The sequence below is a fragment of the Streptomyces sp. 147326 genome (assembly GCF_045000215.1).
GTDB lineage: Bacteria > Actinomycetota > Actinomycetes > Streptomycetales > Streptomycetaceae > Streptomyces.
Genome location: NZ_CP134201.1, coordinates 2,175,908 through 2,192,846 on the forward strand (window position 1 = coordinate 2,175,908; position 16,939 = coordinate 2,192,846).

Consider the following 16,939-nt stretch of genomic DNA (forward strand, 5'->3'; position numbering starts at 1 on the left):
CGTCCCCTCCAGCTGGTTAGTTGAGGCCCTCGGCGAGGGCCTTCTCGGTGGCGGCGCGGACGGCGGCCTCGGTCTCGCCGGTGAGCGGGAAGCGCGGCGGGCGGGTGGCGCCGCCGGGGCGGCCCGCCAGGTCCATGGAGAGCTTGATGGCCTGGACGAACTCGGTCTTGGAGTCCCAGCGCAGCAGGGAGTGCAGGGACTTGTAGAGCGGCAGGGCGGTGGTGAGGTCGCCCTCGACGGCGGCCCGGTAGAGGGTGGCGCAGGACCGGGGCAGGGCGTTGGGGTAGCCGGCGATCCAGCCGACGGCGCCCGCGAGGGCCAGTTCGAGCAGGACGTCGTCGGCGCCGATGAGCAGGTCGAGACCGGGGGCGAGCTCGGCGATCTCGTAGGCGCGGCGCACGTCCCCGCTGAACTCCTTGACGGCGACGATCGAACCGTCGGCGTGCAGCCGGGCGAGGAGGGCCGGGGTCAGGTCCACCTTGGTGTCGTACGGGTTGTTGTACGCGACGACGGGCAGCCCGGCGCGGGCGACCTCGGCGTAGTGGGCGCGTACGGTCTCCTCGTCGGCCCGGAAGGCGTTGGGCGGCAGGAGGAGTACGGAGCCGGCGCCGGCCTCGGCGGCCTGTTCGGCCCAGCGGCGGGCCTCGGCGCTGCCGTAGGCGGCGACGCCGGGCATGACGCGGGCGCCGTCCCCGGCGGCCTCGACGGCGGTGCGCACGACCCGCGCGCGCTCCTCGTCGGTGAGGGTCTGGTACTCCCCGAGGGAGCCGTTGGGGACCACGCCGTCGCAGCCGTTGGCGATCAGCCAGGCCACGTGTGCGGCGTAGGCGTCGTAGTCGACGCCGAGGTCCTGGCGCAGCGGGAGCGTGGTGGCGACCATGATGCCGTGCCAGGGGCGGGTGCGGATGCGGGGCGCGGGGGTGTGCGCGTGGGTCATGAGAGGCTCCCTAGAGTGGTGTGTGACATTTTACTAGCGGGTGCGGGACGGCCACAAGGGCCGGGGCGCCCCGATCAGCGGTCCGCGGGCGGAAGTTCGGCGAGTTGGCGCAGCGGGACCGGGCAGGACAACGGCCGCCGGTCGGCCGGCTGCTCCTCCCCGGCGAGCGCGGCGACGGCGGGGCCGCACATCCGGCCCTGGCACCAGCCCATGCCGGCCCGGGTCAGGAGCTTGACGGTACGGGCGTCGCGCGCGCCGAGGTCCTCGGCCGCCTCCCGGATCCGGCCGGCCGGGACCTCCTCGCAGCGGCACACGACGGTGTCGTCGCGCAGCCATTCGGTCCAGCCCCCGCCCGGGCGGTGGGCGGCGGCCATCGCGTCGGCGAAGGCGCGCAGCCGTGCGCGGCGGCGGGCGAGCCGGGGGCCGCACGGCACGCCGGCGATGGAGTGGGCGGCCAGTTCGCCCTCGGTCATGGCCAGTTGGGCCCCGCCGATGCCGCCGGTCTCGCCCGCCGACCAGATGCCGTGGACGGAGGTCCGCTGTTCGGCGTCGAGGACGAGGGCGACGGTGCCGTCGGGGCTGCGCCGGGTGGCGCAGCCGAGGCCGGTGGCGAGTTCGAGCTGGGGCACGAGCCCGTGGCCGACGGCGAGGGCGTCGCAGGGGATCCGGCGGGCGGTACCGGGCAGCGGACGCCAGTCCCGGTCGAGCCGGGCCACGGTGACGGCTTCGACCCGGCCGGTGCCGTGGGCCTCGGTGACGGCGTGCCGGGTCAGCAGCCGCACGCGGTGGCGGGCCAGCGCCCCGCCGTAGCCGGCGGCCTCGACGATCTTGCCGGGGTTGCGCATCAGGGCGGGGACCTGGCCGGCGTACGCGGTGTAGGCGGCGGCCTCCACCACGGCGGGCACGGTGGCTCCGGCGGCGGCGAGGGAGCCGGCCACGGCGAGCAGCAGCGGCCCGCTCCCGGCGACGACCACCCGCTTGCCCGGCAGGACCAGCCCGGCCTTCAGCATGGCCTGTGCTCCGCCGGCCCCGACCACCCCGGGCAGGGTCCAGCCGGGGAAGGGCAGTTGCCGCTCGTAGGCGCCGGTGGCGATGAGCACGGCCCGGGCCGTGACGACGGCGGCGCGTTCCCCGGGGGCGTGACCGGCGACGGCGTGCAGGACCCACTCCGGGGCGGGCGCGGCAGGCCCGCGGTGCGCCCCGGCCGCCCCGCCCGGGACGACCGTCCACACGTGGTGCAGCGGGAGGTAGGTGATCCGGCCCGCCGACTCGTGGGCGCGCAGGGCGGCTTCGCGGCGGGCGAAGTCGGACCAGCCGTGGTGCAGGGCCTCGGGGCGGGCCGCGCCGAGGCCCGGGGCGGGGTGGCGGTAGTACTGCCCGCCGGGGCGGTCGCCCGCGTCGAGCACGGTGACCCGCAGCCCGAGCCCGGCGGCCGTGACGGCCGCGGCCAGCCCGGCCGGCCCGGCCCCGACGACGGCGAGGTCGACGGCGGGGGCGCCGGTACTCACGGCAGGAGCAGCGGCGGAAGCGGCGGCGGGGCTCGCGGCGGCGCCGGCAGCCGGACTCGCGGCGGGACCGGACGGGCACACGGCAGGAGCAGCGGCAGGGCTGTCGGCGGCAGCGGTGACGGCGGCGGCGAGCCCGGCCGGACCGGCGCCGGCGATCGCGAGATCGGCACGGGCCGGCGCGGGCCCGGAAGCGGACACCGCAGCGGGCGCCGGCACGGCGGCAGGCGCCGGCACGGCGGCAGGCGCCGGCACGGCGGCAGGCGCCGGCACGGCGGCAGGCAGCGGCACGGGCGCGGCGGCGGGCGCCGGCGTCGACACGGCGACAGGACCCGGCAGGCCTGCGGGATCCGCGCGGCCCGCGCGACCGGCGGGTTCAGACGGTGAGGTCGGCATGGCCGGTTCCCTCCTGGGTGGTGACGGAGTCCCCCGGCCGGGCCGGGACCAGGCAGGCGCGCTGGTTCGGGCGGCCGTTGACGGTGACGAGGCAGTCGTAGCAGCTGCCGATCCCGCAGAACGCGCCGCGCGGGGCGCCGCCCTCGCGAGTGGTCCGCCAGGCCAGGATCCCGGCGCCCCAGAGCACGGCGGCGATGCTCTGGCCTGGCAGGGCGGGCAGTTCGCGGCCGTCGAAGGTGATCTCGTGCGCGGCCGCCGGGGTGCCGCCGACCAGGGAGCGGGGGCTGCGCATCAGGAGGGCTCCTCGGGAGTGTCGGCGGGCGTGTCGGCGGGCGTGTCGGCGGGCGTGTCGGCGGGCGTGTCGGCAGGGCTCGCGTCCGTACCGAAGCGGTCCGGGCGGAACGGGTGCGCGGGCAGTGGTGGTTCGGCCCCCGTCAGGGCGGCGGCGATCAGCAGGCCGGTGGCGGGGGCCAGGCCGATGCCCGCTCCCTCGTGGCCGCAGGCGTGCAGCAGCCCGGGGCGGCGGGCGTCCTGGCCGATCGCCGGAAGGTGGTCCGGGAGGTAAGGGCGGAAACCGTGGTAGGTGCGCAGGACCCGGACGTCGGCCAGCACCGGGAAGAGCGCCGCCGCCTGCGCGGCCAGGCGGCGCAGGGCCTCCGTCGAGAGGGAGCGGTCGAAGCCGACCCGCTCCCGGGTGGCGCCGATCAGGACCGGGCCGGACGGGGTGCCCTCGACCACGGCCGAGGACTGCAGGGCGGCGGAGCCGCTGGCGACGTCCGCGATGTAGTCGGCGGCGTAGACCTTGTGCCGGACCACCCGCGGGAGCGGCTCGGTCACCAGGACGAAGCCGCGGCGCGGGAGGACGGGCAGGGAGACCCCGGCCAGCGAGGCGATGTGGCCGCCCCAGGTGCCGGCCGCGTTCACCACGGCCGGGGCCAGGAGTTCGCGGCGCGGGGTGCTGACCCCTCGTACGGCACCCCGGTCCAGCAGTACGCCCGTCACCTCCTCGCCGAGGTACACCTCGGCTCCGGACGCGGCCAGCAGCCGCGCCGCCGCCTGGGCCGGCTGGACCTGGGCGTCCTGCGGGTAGTGGAACCCGCCCGCCAGGCCCGGGGCCAGGTGCGGCTCCAGTTCGTGCAGGGCGTCCGCGGGCACCTCGACCGCGTCGACCCCGGCCTTGCGCTGGCCCTCGGCGAAGCTCCGCAGGGCCTGCACGGTGGTGTCGTCCGGGGCGACGACGAGCCCGCCCTTGGGCTCGTACTCGATCGCGCGCGGGAGGACCGCGGCGAGTTCGGTCCAGAGCCGGGTGGAGAGGAGGGCGAGGTCGAGTTCCGGTCCCGCCTCCTTGTCGGAGACGAGCAGGTTGCCTTCGCCGGCGCCGGTCGTGCCGCCCGCGACGGGGCCGCGGTCGACCACGGCCACGGAGAGCCCGGCGCGGGTCGCGTAGTACGCGCAGGCCGCCCCGACGACGCCGGCGCCGATGATCACGGCGTCCAGGGAATGTCTCTTGAGCACGGCAGTAATATGTCACATTCTTTAGTGCCTGCCCAGACCGGTCCCGCACCCTCCTCGGGCGCGGGACCGGTCCGGTGCCGGGTCAGCTGCGGAGCGGTCCCTCACAGCTGTAACTCGAGCTTCCCGCCTTCTTGTTGCTCCAGATCTCCAGCGGACCGAAGGAGCAGTTCATGTCGGCGAGGTTGTTGGAGGCCGCGCCCGCCCGGTCGAGGATGAAGTAGTCGACCGTCTCCGACACGTCCTTGAAGTTCTGGTCGTCGCTGCGCCAGTTCTTCAGGTTCGCGGTGATCCGGCCGGTACAGGTGAACCGGCGCTTGCCGGCGTCGCCGTTCTCCACGCAGTCGGGGGTGTTGTACGTGGCCGTGGCGAAGGCCGACTTCACCGACGCGAGCGCGGAGTCGCGCAGCTGGTCGTTCGGGGTGAAGGAGGTGTTCGGCACGTAGAGCTGGTCGACCTTGGCGATCTGCGCGTCCAGGAAGCGGTCGTAGTCGCGCTGGAGGTAGGTGTCCGATCCCATCCGGTGGCGCCAGGCGTCGTACGCCGCGACATCGTCGGCCCGCAGGTGGGTGTACATCTCGCGCAGCAGGGAGGGCTTCTCGGTCCACAGGAACTCGAAGAAGGTGCCGGCGTAGCTGTAGAAGCGGAAGCCGTCGCCGTCGTAGGTGGCGTTCAGCAGCTGCTCGACGCTCATGCGCGGGCCGCCGCCGGAGGTGTCGCTGATGATGCTCTTCACGAGGGACTTGCGGACGGCGATGCCGTTGTCGCGGGTGGCGCCGTCGAAGAACTCGGCCGTGCCCTCGTCCATCGCGGTCGTGCGGTCGCCCTCGTACCAGGGGCCCTCGCCGAAGAAGCCGGGGACGGCGTAGCGGCCGTTGAGGTAGTGCGTGTACTCGTGGCGGAAGAGCTCCTCGAGGGTGAGGGAGGAGTCCTGCGGGACACGGCGCTGGTAGGTGTAGAAGGTGGCGCCGTTCTCGATGTAGATGCCGCCGTTCTCGGTGCCGTAGCCGGTCAGGATCGGGTGGTAGTTCACGTAGTCGGCGCGGGAGGCGTAGAGCACGATGTTCAGCGTGGTGTTGGGGTCGCCCGCGAGCGGCTGCTCGGTGCCGAGCACCCGGTGGTACTGGGACTTGACCTGCTTGCTCGCGTAGTACAGCTGGTCGACGGTGGCCCGGTCCAGGGCGGTGCGGACCTTGATGGCGCCGTTGTCGTAGGAGTAGGTGTAGGGGAAGAGCTGCTTCTCGATGTCCTCCTTGCACACCCCGTACGGCTTGCAGGCCTCGTAGAAGTTGAGCCAGGAGACGAGCTTGGCCCACTGCTCGCTGCCGTCGCCGAAGCCGGCCTTGACGGGCCCCAGCAGCGCGCCGAGGTCGGCGACGACCTGGTCCCGGAGGCCGTCGACCTGCCCGAAGCGGGCGTACTCGCTGAGCGCGTCGCGCGCCACCCAGGCGTTGGCCGTGCCCTTGAGGTGCGTGTACGCCGAGAAGGCCTTGAAGGCGGCGCGGTAGGAGGCGTCGCCCGCCACGGCGGAGTGGAAGGCGGTGTCCTGGTTGCCGGGGTAGACGCCGAGGTAGCTGACGGAGAGGGCGGCGAGCGCCGCTCCCGCCCAGGTCGCGTCGTGGTGGGTGGCCGGGTGGGCCGGGTCCATGGTGGCCAGGACCTTCTTGATGAGGCCGAGCTGGTGCTGGCGCAGGCCGGGCGCGCTGGCCGCGTAGAGGGCCTCGCGCAGGGTGCGGGCGTTGGCGGGCGTCACGTCGAAGGTGCGGGCGGCGTTGCCGAAGTCCGCGATGGCCCGGCGCATGGCGTCGACGGTCGGGGCGTCGGTGACGTCGATCTCGGAGCGCGAGTAGTCGTGGTAGGCGACCGCGTGCAGGTAGGTGAACATCTCCTCCAGGTGGGAGGAGTTGCGGCCGTCGTGGGCGGCGGCCAGGGCGGATATCCGGCGGGAGACGGCCTGGACGTGCGCGTCCGACATCACCGGGGCCAGGCGGGCGTCCCAGGTCCAGATGAGGCCGCGCAGGCAGCCGTCGGCGAGGACGGCCTGGTCGCCGAGGAAGTCGGCGAACTGCTCCGGGGTGAGGTTCGCGATCCCGTCGAGGGTGCAGGGGACGCCGGCGGCGACGCTCTTGGCCGTGGGGGCCGCCTTGGCGGTCCTGCCGCGCTTCTGCAGGTCGTCGACGGGTGCGGAGGCGGCCGTCGCCGCGCCGGGGACCTGACCGGTGATGGCCTGCCCGCCGGGGGCGGGGGCGGGCGCGGGGGCGTTGTCCTTCGCGTTGGCGAGGCGGTCGACCTCGTCGAACGGGTTCCCCGTGGGGCCGGGGGCGGGCGCGGCCTGGGCGCCGGCGAAGGCGGCCGGGGCAGGGGCCTGCGGCGTGGCGGCCTGCGTGGTGGCCTGACCCGCGGTGGCGAGGAGGGTCACGGCCACGGCGGAGGCGAGGAGGGAAGAGCGCACTGCTCTGTGCTGGAACACCGAGAACTCCTGATTGGAGAGGGTGAGGTGGGGGGTGGTGCGGGAACTGCCCTGAGTTCGTCAGTTCTGGGCCAACTGCCCTGGGTCACACGGCGTTTGACGGGGGTTAACGTGCCGCGGTGTGAGCTGTAACATAGTAATGTGAAATTGCACTGACAAGACCTGTGCGCCCACCAGTTCGCATCTTTCTTGAAGGAGCCTCGTGACCGAGACCCCCGCCCTCCTCAACACGGGCAGTCACGACCGCCCGGTATCACCGGAGTTGTCCCGCTTCATGGCGGGCGACTGGGCCGCCTCCCCGCTCCCCGACTCCACACGCGTCCCGGCCCACGCCGTCACCCCGGCCCGCCGGGCACGGCTCTCGGCCCGCTTCCCCGGCGAGCGGCTGATCGTCCCGGCCGGCGAACTGAAGGTCCGCTCCAACGACTGCGACCACCGCTTCCGCCCGCACAGCGCGTACGCCTGGCTGACGGGCCTCGCGGGCGAGGACCAGGCCGGTCACGTCCTGGTCCTGGAGCCCTCGGGCCCGCACGCGCACGAGGCGGTGCTCTACCTGCGGCCGCGCTCGCCGCGGGCGGACGGCAACGAGGAGTTCTTCCGGGACCGCAGGTACGGGGAGTTCTGGGTGGGCCGCCGGCCGGACCTGGCGGAGGCACAGCGCCTCACCGGCATCCGCTGCGCGCACCTGGACGAGCTGGGGTCACCGGCGGGCCGCGACGCGGCCTCCGACGCGGAACTGGCCTCCGTGCTCTCGGAGTTGCGCCTGGTGAAGGACGCGTGGGAGGTCGAGCAGCTCCAGCTGGCCGTCGACCACACGACGGCGGGCTTCGAGGACGTCGTACGGGCCCTGCCGCGCGCGCTGGCCCATCCGCGCGGGGAGCGGTGGATCGAGGGGGTCTTCGGCCTGCGCGCGCGGGCCGAGGGAAACGGCACCGGGTACGAGACCATCGCGGCCTCGGGCGCCCACGCCTGCACGCTGCACTGGATCCGCAACGACGGCCGGCTCAACGGGGACGAACTGCTCCTGCTGGACGCGGGCGTGGAGACGGACACCCTCTACACGGCCGACATCACCCGCACCCTCCCGCTGTCGGGCCGCTTCTCCCCCGTCCAGCGGCAGGTCTACGAGCTGGTCCTGGCCGCCCAGGAGGCGGGCATGGCGGCGCTGCGCCCGGGCGCGAGCTTCGGGGACTTCCACCGGGCCGGGATGCGGGTGATCGCGGAGGGCCTGGCGGAGTGGGGAGTCCTGAAGGACGCGGAGGGCGACCTGCACCGGCGGTACACCCTGTGCAGCAGCGGGCACATGCTGGGACTGGACGTGCACGACTGCGCGAAGGCGCGGGCGGAGACCTACCTGGACGGCGTCCTGGAGGAGGGCCAGGTCCTCACGGTGGAGCCGGGCCTGTACCTCCAGCCCGACGACGAGACCCTCCCGGCGGAGCTGCGGGGCATCGGGGTCCGCATCGAGGACGACCTGGTCATCACGGCAGACGGCGCCCGCCTGATGTCGGGCGCGCTGCCGCGCACGGTCGCCGGGATCGAGGAGTGGATGGGCCGCCTGCTGGAGGGCTAGGTGTATTGCCCCGGGAGGTTGTGGACGGGTGATGCAGGTCTCGGCTGAGGCGTCTTGAACGGGTGAGGGCCTTCCGGGTTCGGTGTGGATTGCGACATCTCCACCGAACGACAGAAGGCCCTCATGCCCCACCGTAATGCACCCCTGACCGAGACCGGACGGCTGCGCCTGGCCCACTGCGTGGTCGTGGACGGCTGGCCGCTGCGGCGGGCCGCCGAGCGTTTCCGGGTCTCGCCGACCACGGCCCAGCGGTGGGCCGACCGCTACCGCGATCACGGCGAGGCGGGCATGCGTGACAGGTCCTCGCGCCCGCATCACAGCCCACGCCGGATCCCGAACCGCACCGAACGCCGGATCATCAAGGTCCGTGTCCTGCGCCGCTGGGGACCGGCCCGCATCGCCCACCTGCTGGATTTGGTGCCCTCGACCGTGCACCGCGTCCTGACCCGCTTCGGGCTGGCCCGCCTGAGCCATCTGGACCGGGCCACCGGCCGTGTCATACGCCGCTACGAACGCGAGAAGCCCGGCGAACTGGTGCACGTGGACATCAAGAAGCTCGGCAACATCCCCGACGGCGGCGGCCACAAGACCCTGGGCCGCCAGGCCGGCCGCAAGAAACGCCCCGCCTGGGCTACAGCTACATCCACACCGCCGTCGACGACCACTCCCGCCTCGCCTACAGCGAGATCCTGACCGACGAGAAGAAGGAGACCGCGACCGCCTTCTGGCAGCGGGCACAGGCGTTCTTCACCTCGTGCGGGATCACCGTGGAACGGGTCCTGACCGACAACGGGGCCTGCTACAAATCCCACACCTGGCGCGACGCCCTGGCAGCGGCCGGGATCACCCACAAGCGAACCCGGCCCTACCGGCCCCAGACCAACGGCAAGGTCGAACGCCTCAACCGCACCCTCCTGGAGGAATGGGCCTACGCCCGTCCCTACCAGTGCGAGCAGGAACGACGCGACGCGTTCCCGCAGTGGCTACACACCTACAATCACCACCGCGGACACACCGCGCTCGCAGGCAAACCACCCGCCAGCCGCGTCCCCAACCTCACAGGGCAATACAGCTAGGCCGTCTCTTTGGTCAGCGTCGTGCCCAGAGGAGGATGGCGGCGAGGTGGAGTGCTGCCCGGTAGGCGATGGCGAGTTTGTTGCATCGTGCGGCCGGGCCGCGCCACTGCTTGAGGCGGTTGGTGCAGCGTTCGACGCTGCCGTCTTCCACGGCCCGTACCGGTCGGGCAAGTCCCGCCAGGCCGCCCCGGTGGAGCCGGCTGCTCCCGCGGGGCAGTCGGGCCCTGGTCAGATCGTGACCGGGCCGTGGGCGGTGGCGAACTCGACCGAGACCAGGCCCGGTTCCTCGTCCTCGACCCAGGTGACGTCGATCCGGTCGAGGGGGTGGTCGGCCGGTTCGCCGAGGAATTCGGCGATGGAGGCGGCGTCGCCGGCGATGGAGACCCCGTGGATGGTGGTGGAGGTGCGCGGCTCGGCGCTCGGGCGCTCCTCGATGGGGACCAACCACTGAAGGAAGTAGGGCAGTTGCGGGTCCTCCAGCAGTTCCAGCAGGCCGATCTGCTTCCACCTCAGGTCGAACCCGTCGGGGCGGACACGGTGGCCCTCGGCCGAGGTGCGGCCGAGGCGGGCCTCGACCGGGGCGATGTCGTCGACGGAGACCACCCAACCGAGCCAGCCGCCGCCCTCGGCGGCGCGGCGCGCGACCGCCTGGCCGAAGGGTGCGCGGTCGGCGGCGGGGTGGTCGAGTGTGGTGACGACCTCGACGTAGGTGCCGCCGCTCAGCGGGAGAATGAAATTGCGGGTGCCGAATCGCGGGTGCACGCCCCCGTCGACGAAACCGGCGCCGAGGGCCGATCCGATCCACTGGACGGTCGAGACGAAGCTGTCGCGGGCCACCGCATAGGACACGTGATCAAGTCGCACTGCGCCATCATCACCCGACAACCCGCACACATCCCGACGACACGCCCGTCGCCCCGGCCGCGTCCGCCGTGGATTCAGCCGTGGATTCCAAGAGACAGGCTCTACCGTCTCCCGGCCGGGCACCCCGTACGCGCCCCTCAGGGCGACGGGTAGAACTGGCGGGCCCAGTGGCGGAAGAGGCCGATCGCCTCGTCGTTCGCGGCGAGGCGGGGGTGCGGCTCGTAGCGTTTGGTGTTCCAGATCCTCAGGTCCTGGCGGACTTTGCCGACCGCGGTCCTCAGCATCGCGTGGGCGAAGGCCCGGTGCAGGCCGCGCCGCGGGAGTGAAGCCGACGCGGCGTCCGGCGCGTGGAGGTCCGCACAGGCCGTCGCCACGAGCATGCGGGTGTTCCGGGGCCCGGTCGGCGTGTGCATGGCCCACAGGTAGCTGACGAGACCGAGCGAGGGCAGCGGGAGCTCGACGCGGAGGTGTCCCAGCCCCGCCATGAGGAACGAGTGGTCGGCCTGGATCCGCCGCTTCAGGGCCGCCGGCCTGTCCGGCCCCAGGCGCAGCCGCATGCGCAGGAGGGCGCCCTGGACCGTCGGCGGTTCCAGTTCCCGTACGGCCACCTGGTGCAGGACGGGCAGGTGCCGGTAGTCGAGGGTGTTCTCGATGATCTCCTGGGGGTGGGTGCGCACCTCCGTGCTCCAGGCGGCCGTCGGCACGACCCCCGTCTGGAGGGTGCCGGGCACCTCCCAGGCGGGCGGCGCGCCGTCCGGTTCGTACCAGGCGAAGAGGAAGCCGTTGCGCTCGCTGACGGCGTGGTGCCGCAGGCGGGCGCGCGGTGGCGGGCCGTGGGGCGTCGAGGCGCAGGTGCCGTCGGGGGCGAAGGCGAAGCGGTGGAAGGGACACACCAGGTACTGGCCCTCGACGGTGCCGCCCGCACCGAGATGGGCGCCGAGGTGGGGACAGTACGGGTGCACCGCGCGGGCCCGGCCGTCGCGGGTGCGGTAGAGGACGACGTCCTCGCCCGTGAACCGGCGGGTCAGGACGTTGCCGGGGGCGAGTTCGCGCGAGCGTGCCAGACAGAACCACCCGCTGGGGTACGGGAGATGCCGTCCCGGGTCCTCGACGGCAGGCTGCGGACCGCCGCCGGCCCCGGACGGTGCGTCCCTCGTCGTCATGACCGGCAGCCAACCACAGAAAGGGGCAGGGGATTTCACCTGCCGGACAAGATCACTCGTACGAGCCAAGCGCACGGCACGACCCCCCGCCCGATGACCGGAGGACCTAGGCTCGGTCGCCCTGAGTGATCGTCAAGTCGCTGTCGGGAGCGATCCGGCGCCGGCCGCGATGCTCACGGTGCGGGGAGGGAGCAGACGTGGCCGGTGAAACGTCCGGCAGTGACCGTCAGGCGGCGGAGGTCGTCGTCATCGGGGCCGGTCTGTCGGGCGTGGCCGCCGTGATCGCCCTGCGCCGGGCCGGATTCGACGACGTCGTGGTGCTGGAGAAGGCCGATCGCCTCGGCGGGACCTGGCGGGACAACACGTACCCGGGATGCGGGTGCGACGTGCCCGCGATGCTGTACGAGTACTCCTTCGCTCCCCACCCCTGGAGCCGCTGTTTCGCCGACCGGTCCGAGATCCTCGACTACCTGCGGCTCACCGCGTCCACGCACGGCGCGGACGACGCCATCCGCTACGGCACCGAGGTGCTGGACGCCCGATGGGAGCCCGGGGCGCACCGCTGGAGCCTGGAGACCACGGCAGGTGCGTACACGGCCCGGGCCGTGATCGTCGCCACCGGCCCCTGGCACCGGCCCCGCCTTCCCGGCATCCCCGGCCTCGACGCCTTCCCCGGCCCCGTCTTCCACTCCGCCCGCTGGAACCACGACGCCGACCTGGCCGGGCGCCGTGTCGCGGTGGTCGGCACCGGAGCGTCCGCCGTCCAGTTCCTGCCCGAGATCCAGCCGGCGGCCGCTCACCTCGACGTCTTCCAGAGCACACCCCACTGGGTGCTCCCGAAGCCCGACTACCCGCTGCCCGCCCGGCTGCACGGTTTCCTCGGGCGCCGTCCGGCAGCACGCCGCGCACTGCGCGGCATGCACCACTGGACCCAGGAGGCCGTCGGCCTGCCCCTGCGCCACCCCCGCCTGCTGCGGCCCCTGGAAGCCGTGGCCCGCTTGCACCTGCGCACTTCCGTGCCGGACCGGGCCCTGCGGGAGGCGCTCACTCCCGACTACCGCCTCGGGGGCCGCCGCCTGATCACCTCCGACGCCTACTACCCCACCCTCACCCGGCCCAACGTCCGCCTGCACGCCACCCGCGCGGCCGCCGTGGAGGGCTCCCACGTCATCGGAGCCGACGGCAGGCGCGCACCCGCCGATGTCATCGTCCTCGCCACCGGCTACCACGTCGGCGAGATCCCCCTGGCCCGCCGGCTGTACGGCACCGGCGGCGTTCCGCTGGCCCGGACCTGGGCGGACGATCGCCGCGCCTACCTGGGCACCAGCGTCAGCGGATACCCCAACCTCTTCCTCCTCGTCGGGCCGAACCTGCTCACCGGCACCACCGCCGTGCCCACCGTCCTCGAAGCCCAGCTCCGCTACGTCGCCACCGCCCTCACCCACTTGCGGAGCAGCGGGTCCGCCGCGCTGGACGTCAGGCCCGAAGCCGAGGCAGCCCACCAGCGGGCCCTGCGCGAGGCGCTGCGCACCACCGTCTACAGCCCCGTCGGGGGGTCCGGCTACTACTTCGGCCTGCCGGGCGTCAACACCTTCTCCTGGCCGTGGTCGACCGCCAGGCTCGTCAAGCGCCTGCACGCCTTCTCCCCGGACGCGTACGTCTGGACCCTGCCGGGGGCGCTGCCGGCGCCCCGCGAGGGGCGGGATCGGCTCTCCGACGGGCCTCTCATCCGCCGCCCGGGAGCGCGGCCCGGGGGGCCGTGAGGCAGGTCGTGAGCTCCTCGACGAAGGCCTCCAGATGGGGCGGGCGCGGCCCGGTCCGCGTGGCGCAGAACCAGGTGCGGGTCAGCGGCTCCGCGCCGATCCGCACGAGGGCGAGGCCGTGCGAGGCGACGTACGGGGCGGCCACCCAGTTGGGCAGGACCGTCACGCCCTGGCCGCCCGCGACCATCTCGACCACCAGTTCGGTGACCACCGGCATGGTGGTGATCCGGCCGGGCCGGGAGCCCGGCGGGATCGGCAGCGGCATCGAGGGGATGCGGCTCTGGTCGTAGCCGTCGTAGAGGACCATGTCGACGCCGTCGAAGTCACGGGCGGTCAGGTGCGCCCGCGCGGCCCACGGGTGTCCGGCCGGCACCACGGCCATCATCTCGTCGTCGAACAGCCTGGTCAGGGACACCCGGTCCATCTGCAGGTCCGGCTTGGTGACGAGCGCGACGTCGACGAGGTCGGCGAGCAGCGCCGGGATCGGCGCGTCGTCGGGGACGGTCTCCAGGCGTACGTCGATGTCCGGCTCGCGCTCGCGGAAGGCGCGCAGTACGGGCGGCAGCCAGGGGAAGGTCGTGCTGCACTGCGCGGTGAAGCGGACCCGCCGGTCGCGTCCGTCGCGGATCTCCCTCAGGTCCCGGGAGGCCGAGGCCAGTTCGCCGAGGACCTGGCGGGCCGCCACGAGCATCCGGCGGCCGGCGGCGGTGGGGACCATGCGGCGGCCCTTTCGGTCGAAGAGGGGCATGCCCAGGCGGGCCTCCAGGCGGGTGAGCCGCTGGCTGAGGGCCGGCTGGCTCACGTAGAGCCTCTCGGCGGCCGCGGTCAGCGAGCCGGCCTCGGCGGTGGCGTCCAGGAGCTCCAGGTCGCGCAGATCCACATCCATAACGCGGGATTATGACACGCTTCAATTTTCGTCGTGGTGTTATGGGTTGATGGTTCGTAGGTTTCCGGTGTCAGCAGGACGGACCCCTCGCCCCGGAAGGCACACACCATGACCGCCAACGCCAACGCCAACTCCGACACCACCACCATCACCGCCCTCGTCACCGGCTCCTCCAGCGGCATCGGGCTGGACATCGCCCGCGCCTTCCTGGCGAGCGGCGCCAACGTCGTCCTCAACGGCCGGGACTCCGACCGCCTCGCCAAGGCCGCCGCCGGTCTCGGACACCCGGAGCGGACCGCCTGGGTCTCGGGCGCCATCGCCGAACCGGAGACCGGTGAGACGCTCGTCCGCACCGCGCTCGACCGGTTCGGCGGAATCGACGTCCTGGTGAACAACGCGGGCACCTTCGCCTCCAAGCCCTTCACCGAGGTCAGCGAGGCCGAGCTCGACGGATTCCTGACGGGCAACCTCAAGGGGACCTACCTCACCACCCAGGCCGTGGTGCGGGCACTGCGCGCCCAGGGCCGCGGCGGCAGCATCGTCAACATCGGCACCGTCCTGGTGGACCACGCGCTGGCCGGCTTCCCGGCCTCCGCACCCGTGGTCAGCAAGGCCGGAGTGCACGCGCTGACGACCAGCCTGGCCGCCGAGCTCGCCGCCGACGGGATCCGCGTCAACCTCGTGTCGCCCGGCATCATCCGCACTCCGCTGCACGCGGGCTCCGACGTGGACTCCTTCGGCGGACTCGCCCTGCTGAACCGGGTCGGCGAGGCCCCCGAGGTCGCCGACGCCGTGCTCTACCTCGCGGGCGCCACGTTCGTCACCGGCCACGCCCTGCGCGTGGACGGCGGTCACGTGACCGGCCGCGCCGCCTGAGCCCCGCCTGCCCGCCCGCGCACTCCCCTCTTCACCGGAAGGACATCCACCGCCATGCCGTACGTCAACGTCAAGATCACCCGTGAGGGCGCCACCGCCGCCCAGAAGGCCGAGATCATCGCCGGTGTGACCGACCTGCTGGTCAGGGTCCTCGACAAGGACCCGGCCACCACCTTCGTGCTCATCGACGAGGTCGACCTGGAGGACTGGGGCGTCGGCGGCGTCACGACGCGGGAGTACCGCCGGACCCGTGCGCGGAGCTGAGCGGCGCGGGCCCCGCTCCTCTCCGGCTTCAGCGGTCACGGCAGGACCGCGACCCCGTCGAGTTCGACCCGGGCCTGTTCGTCCCAGAGGCGGACCACGCCGATGACGGCCATCGCCGGGTAGTCGCGGCCCGCCAGCCGGCGCCAGATCCGGCCCAGTTCGGCCGAGCACTCGCGGTACGCCGCCACGTCCACGGCGTACACCGTCACCCTGGCCAGGTCCCTCGCGGCGCCGCCCGCCGCCGCGAGGGCGGCCAGGAGGTTGGTCAGGGCCACCTCGAACTGCTCCGGCAGGGTCTCCCCCACCACCTTGCCCGAGCCGTCCAGGGCGGTCTGGCCGGCCAGGAAGACGAGCCGGGATCCGGTGGCGGCGACCGCGTGCGAAAAGCCCGTCGCCGGCGACAGTTCCGGCGGGTTGATCCGGTCCGGGCTCATCCGGCCGCCACCTCCCCGGGCAGCGTGCCGTACAGCTCCTTCGCGATGATCGTGCGCTGCACCTCGCTCGCCCCCTCGTAGATCCTCGGCGCCCGCACCTCCCGGTAGAGGTGCTCCAGCAGGTGGCCCCGCCGCAGGGCGACCGCGCCGTGCAGCTGGACCGCGTGGTCGACCACGTACTGGGCCGTCTCGGTGGCCAGCAGTTTCGCCATGGCCGCCCGGCGCGGAACGTCCGCGGCGCCCCGGTCGTAGGCCCCGGCCGCCGCGTAGACCAGCAGCCGGGCCGCCTCCGTGCGGGTGGCCATCTCGGCCACCCGGTGCGCCACCGCCTGGAGGTCGCTCAGCGTCCCGCCGAAGGCCGCCCGCCCCGCCGTGTACGCCAGCGTCGCGTCGAGCGCGGCCCGGGCCATGCCCACCGCGAAGGCGCCGACGCTCGGCCGGAAGAGGTTCAGGGTGTCCATCGCGACACGGAAGCCCCGCCCGGGTTCGCCCAGCAGGTCCCGCGGGCCGACCGGGACCCCGTCGAAGGCGAGGGAGCCGATCGGGTGGGGGGACAGCATGTCCAGCGGTTCGCCGGAGAGTCCGGGGCGGTCGGCCGGGACCAGGAAGGCCGAGACCCCCTTCGCCCCCGGCCCTTCACCCGTCCGGGCGAACACCGTGTAGAAATCCGCTTCCGGGGCGTTGGAGATCCAGCACTTCTCCCCGCTGAGCCGCCAGCCGCCCCGCGCGTCCGGGTCGGCATCGGCCGCGAGTGCCAGCGCCGCCGCGTCCGAGCCGGCGCCCGGCTCGCTCAGCGCGAAGGCCGCGACCGCCCGCCCGGCGCGCACCTGCGGCAGCCAGCGCTCCCGTTGCGCCTCGCTCCCGGCCCGGAGCACCGGGTACGCCCCCAGCCCCTGGAGGGCGAGAGCCGTCTCGGCCTCCGTGCAGCCGTAGGCGAGGGACTCGCGCAGCAGGCACAGTTCCAGCGCGCCCGAGGCGAACACCCGCTCCAGCAGGCCCAGCTCACCCAGCGCGGCCAGCAGCGGCCGGTTGACCCTTCCCGGTTCCCCCTTCTCGGCCAGCGGCCTCAGCCGGTCGGCCGCCAGTGCGCGCAACTGCCCGCACCACTCCTCCTGGTCCACCCCGAGCGCGAATCCGGTCATCCGAATGTCCCCGCATCTATCGCGTCCTGTTGACTGCCGTCACCATCACGATACGCTCGTAGGGCAACAGCACGGCCG

15 protein-coding genes and 1 pseudogene are annotated in these 16,939 nt (G+C 73.6%); 5 read left to right on the plus strand and 11 right to left on the minus strand.

Annotation, left to right across the window (positions count from 1 at the left end):
* Positions 1-16 precede the first annotated feature (16 nt).
* The 5 genes from RIU97_RS09800 to RIU97_RS09820 form a co-directional block, all read right to left on the minus strand.
* Positions 17-937, minus strand: coding sequence for a dihydrodipicolinate synthase family protein (locus RIU97_RS09800; RefSeq protein WP_404955261.1), 921 nt, complete (start codon positions 935-937; stop codon positions 17-19).
* Between the two features lie 74 nt (positions 938-1,011).
* Positions 1,012-2,445, minus strand: a complete 1,434-nt coding sequence (locus tag RIU97_RS09805; protein WP_404962801.1) for an FAD-dependent oxidoreductase — start codon at positions 2,443-2,445, stop codon at positions 1,012-1,014.
* Between the two features lie 373 nt (positions 2,446-2,818).
* Positions 2,819-3,130, minus strand: a complete 312-nt coding sequence (locus tag RIU97_RS09810) for a (2Fe-2S)-binding protein (RefSeq protein ID WP_404955262.1) — start codon at positions 3,128-3,130, stop codon at positions 2,819-2,821.
* Entirely contained in the window at positions 3,130-4,353 is a 1,224-nt protein-coding gene (locus tag RIU97_RS09815; RefSeq protein WP_404955264.1) for an NAD(P)/FAD-dependent oxidoreductase, read from the minus strand. Before RIU97_RS09815 ends, RIU97_RS09810 begins: the two co-directional genes overlap by 1 nt.
* An 82-nt stretch (positions 4,354-4,435) precedes the next feature.
* Positions 4,436-6,820, minus strand: a complete 2,385-nt coding sequence (locus tag RIU97_RS09820; protein WP_404955265.1) for a collagenase — start codon at positions 6,818-6,820, stop codon at positions 4,436-4,438.
* Positions 6,821-7,022: 202 nt separating this feature from the next.
* Here RIU97_RS09820 and RIU97_RS09825 point away from each other — a divergent pair, with 202 nt between their 5' ends.
* Positions 7,023-8,393, plus strand: a complete 1,371-nt coding sequence (locus RIU97_RS09825) for an aminopeptidase P family protein (RefSeq protein ID WP_404955266.1) — start codon at positions 7,023-7,025, stop codon at positions 8,391-8,393.
* A 123-nt stretch (positions 8,394-8,516) separates the two neighbouring features.
* A pseudogene (locus RIU97_RS09830) lies at positions 8,517-9,469 on the plus strand (IS481 family transposase).
* Between the two features lie 13 nt (positions 9,470-9,482).
* Here the strand turns inward: RIU97_RS09830 and RIU97_RS09835 are convergent.
* The 3 genes from RIU97_RS09835 to RIU97_RS09845 form a co-directional block, all read right to left on the minus strand.
* Entirely contained in the window at positions 9,483-9,620 is a 138-nt protein-coding gene (locus RIU97_RS09835) for a hypothetical protein (protein ID WP_404955268.1), read from the minus strand.
* Positions 9,621-9,697: 77 nt separating this feature from the next.
* Positions 9,698-10,333, minus strand: coding sequence for a VOC family protein (locus tag RIU97_RS09840; protein ID WP_404955269.1), 636 nt, complete (start codon positions 10,331-10,333; stop codon positions 9,698-9,700).
* A gap of 137 nt (positions 10,334-10,470) precedes the next feature.
* Positions 10,471-11,496 carry an aromatic ring-hydroxylating dioxygenase subunit alpha gene (locus tag RIU97_RS09845; protein ID WP_404955270.1) on the minus strand — a complete coding sequence of 342 codons (1,026 nt, stop codon included), beginning with the start codon at positions 11,494-11,496 and terminating at the stop codon, positions 10,471-10,473.
* Between the two features lie 197 nt (positions 11,497-11,693).
* Between RIU97_RS09845 and RIU97_RS09850 the strand changes: the two genes are divergently transcribed.
* Positions 11,694-13,259, plus strand: a complete 1,566-nt coding sequence (locus RIU97_RS09850; protein WP_404955272.1) for a flavin-containing monooxygenase — start codon at positions 11,694-11,696, stop codon at positions 13,257-13,259.
* Here RIU97_RS09850 and RIU97_RS09855 read toward each other — a convergent pair.
* Positions 13,222-14,145: a LysR family transcriptional regulator gene (locus RIU97_RS09855; protein WP_404955273.1), complete on the minus strand. Its 924-nt coding sequence runs from the start codon at positions 14,143-14,145 to the stop codon at positions 13,222-13,224. The two genes, RIU97_RS09850 and RIU97_RS09855, sit on opposite strands and share 38 nt — an antisense overlap.
* 108 nt (positions 14,146-14,253) lie before the next feature.
* Here RIU97_RS09855 and RIU97_RS09860 point away from each other — a divergent pair, with 108 nt between their 5' ends.
* Complete coding sequence (locus RIU97_RS09860; protein WP_404955275.1) at positions 14,254-15,021, plus strand: SDR family NAD(P)-dependent oxidoreductase; 768 nt, start codon at positions 14,254-14,256, stop codon at positions 15,019-15,021.
* A gap of 54 nt (positions 15,022-15,075) precedes the next feature.
* Positions 15,076-15,285, plus strand: a complete 210-nt coding sequence (locus tag RIU97_RS09865) for a 4-oxalocrotonate tautomerase family protein (RefSeq protein ID WP_401613793.1) — start codon at positions 15,076-15,078, stop codon at positions 15,283-15,285.
* Between the two features lie 35 nt (positions 15,286-15,320).
* Here RIU97_RS09865 and RIU97_RS09870 read toward each other — a convergent pair whose 3' ends face one another.
* The gene (locus RIU97_RS09870) at positions 15,321-15,719 is read right to left on the minus strand and encodes a RidA family protein (RefSeq protein WP_404955277.1); all 399 of its coding nucleotides are present in this window, start codon (positions 15,717-15,719) and stop codon (positions 15,321-15,323) included.
* Entirely contained in the window at positions 15,716-16,861 is a 1,146-nt protein-coding gene (locus RIU97_RS09875) for an acyl-CoA dehydrogenase family protein (protein ID WP_404955279.1), read from the minus strand. Before RIU97_RS09875 ends, RIU97_RS09870 begins: the two co-directional genes overlap by 4 nt.
* Positions 16,862-16,939: the final 78 nt, after the last annotated feature.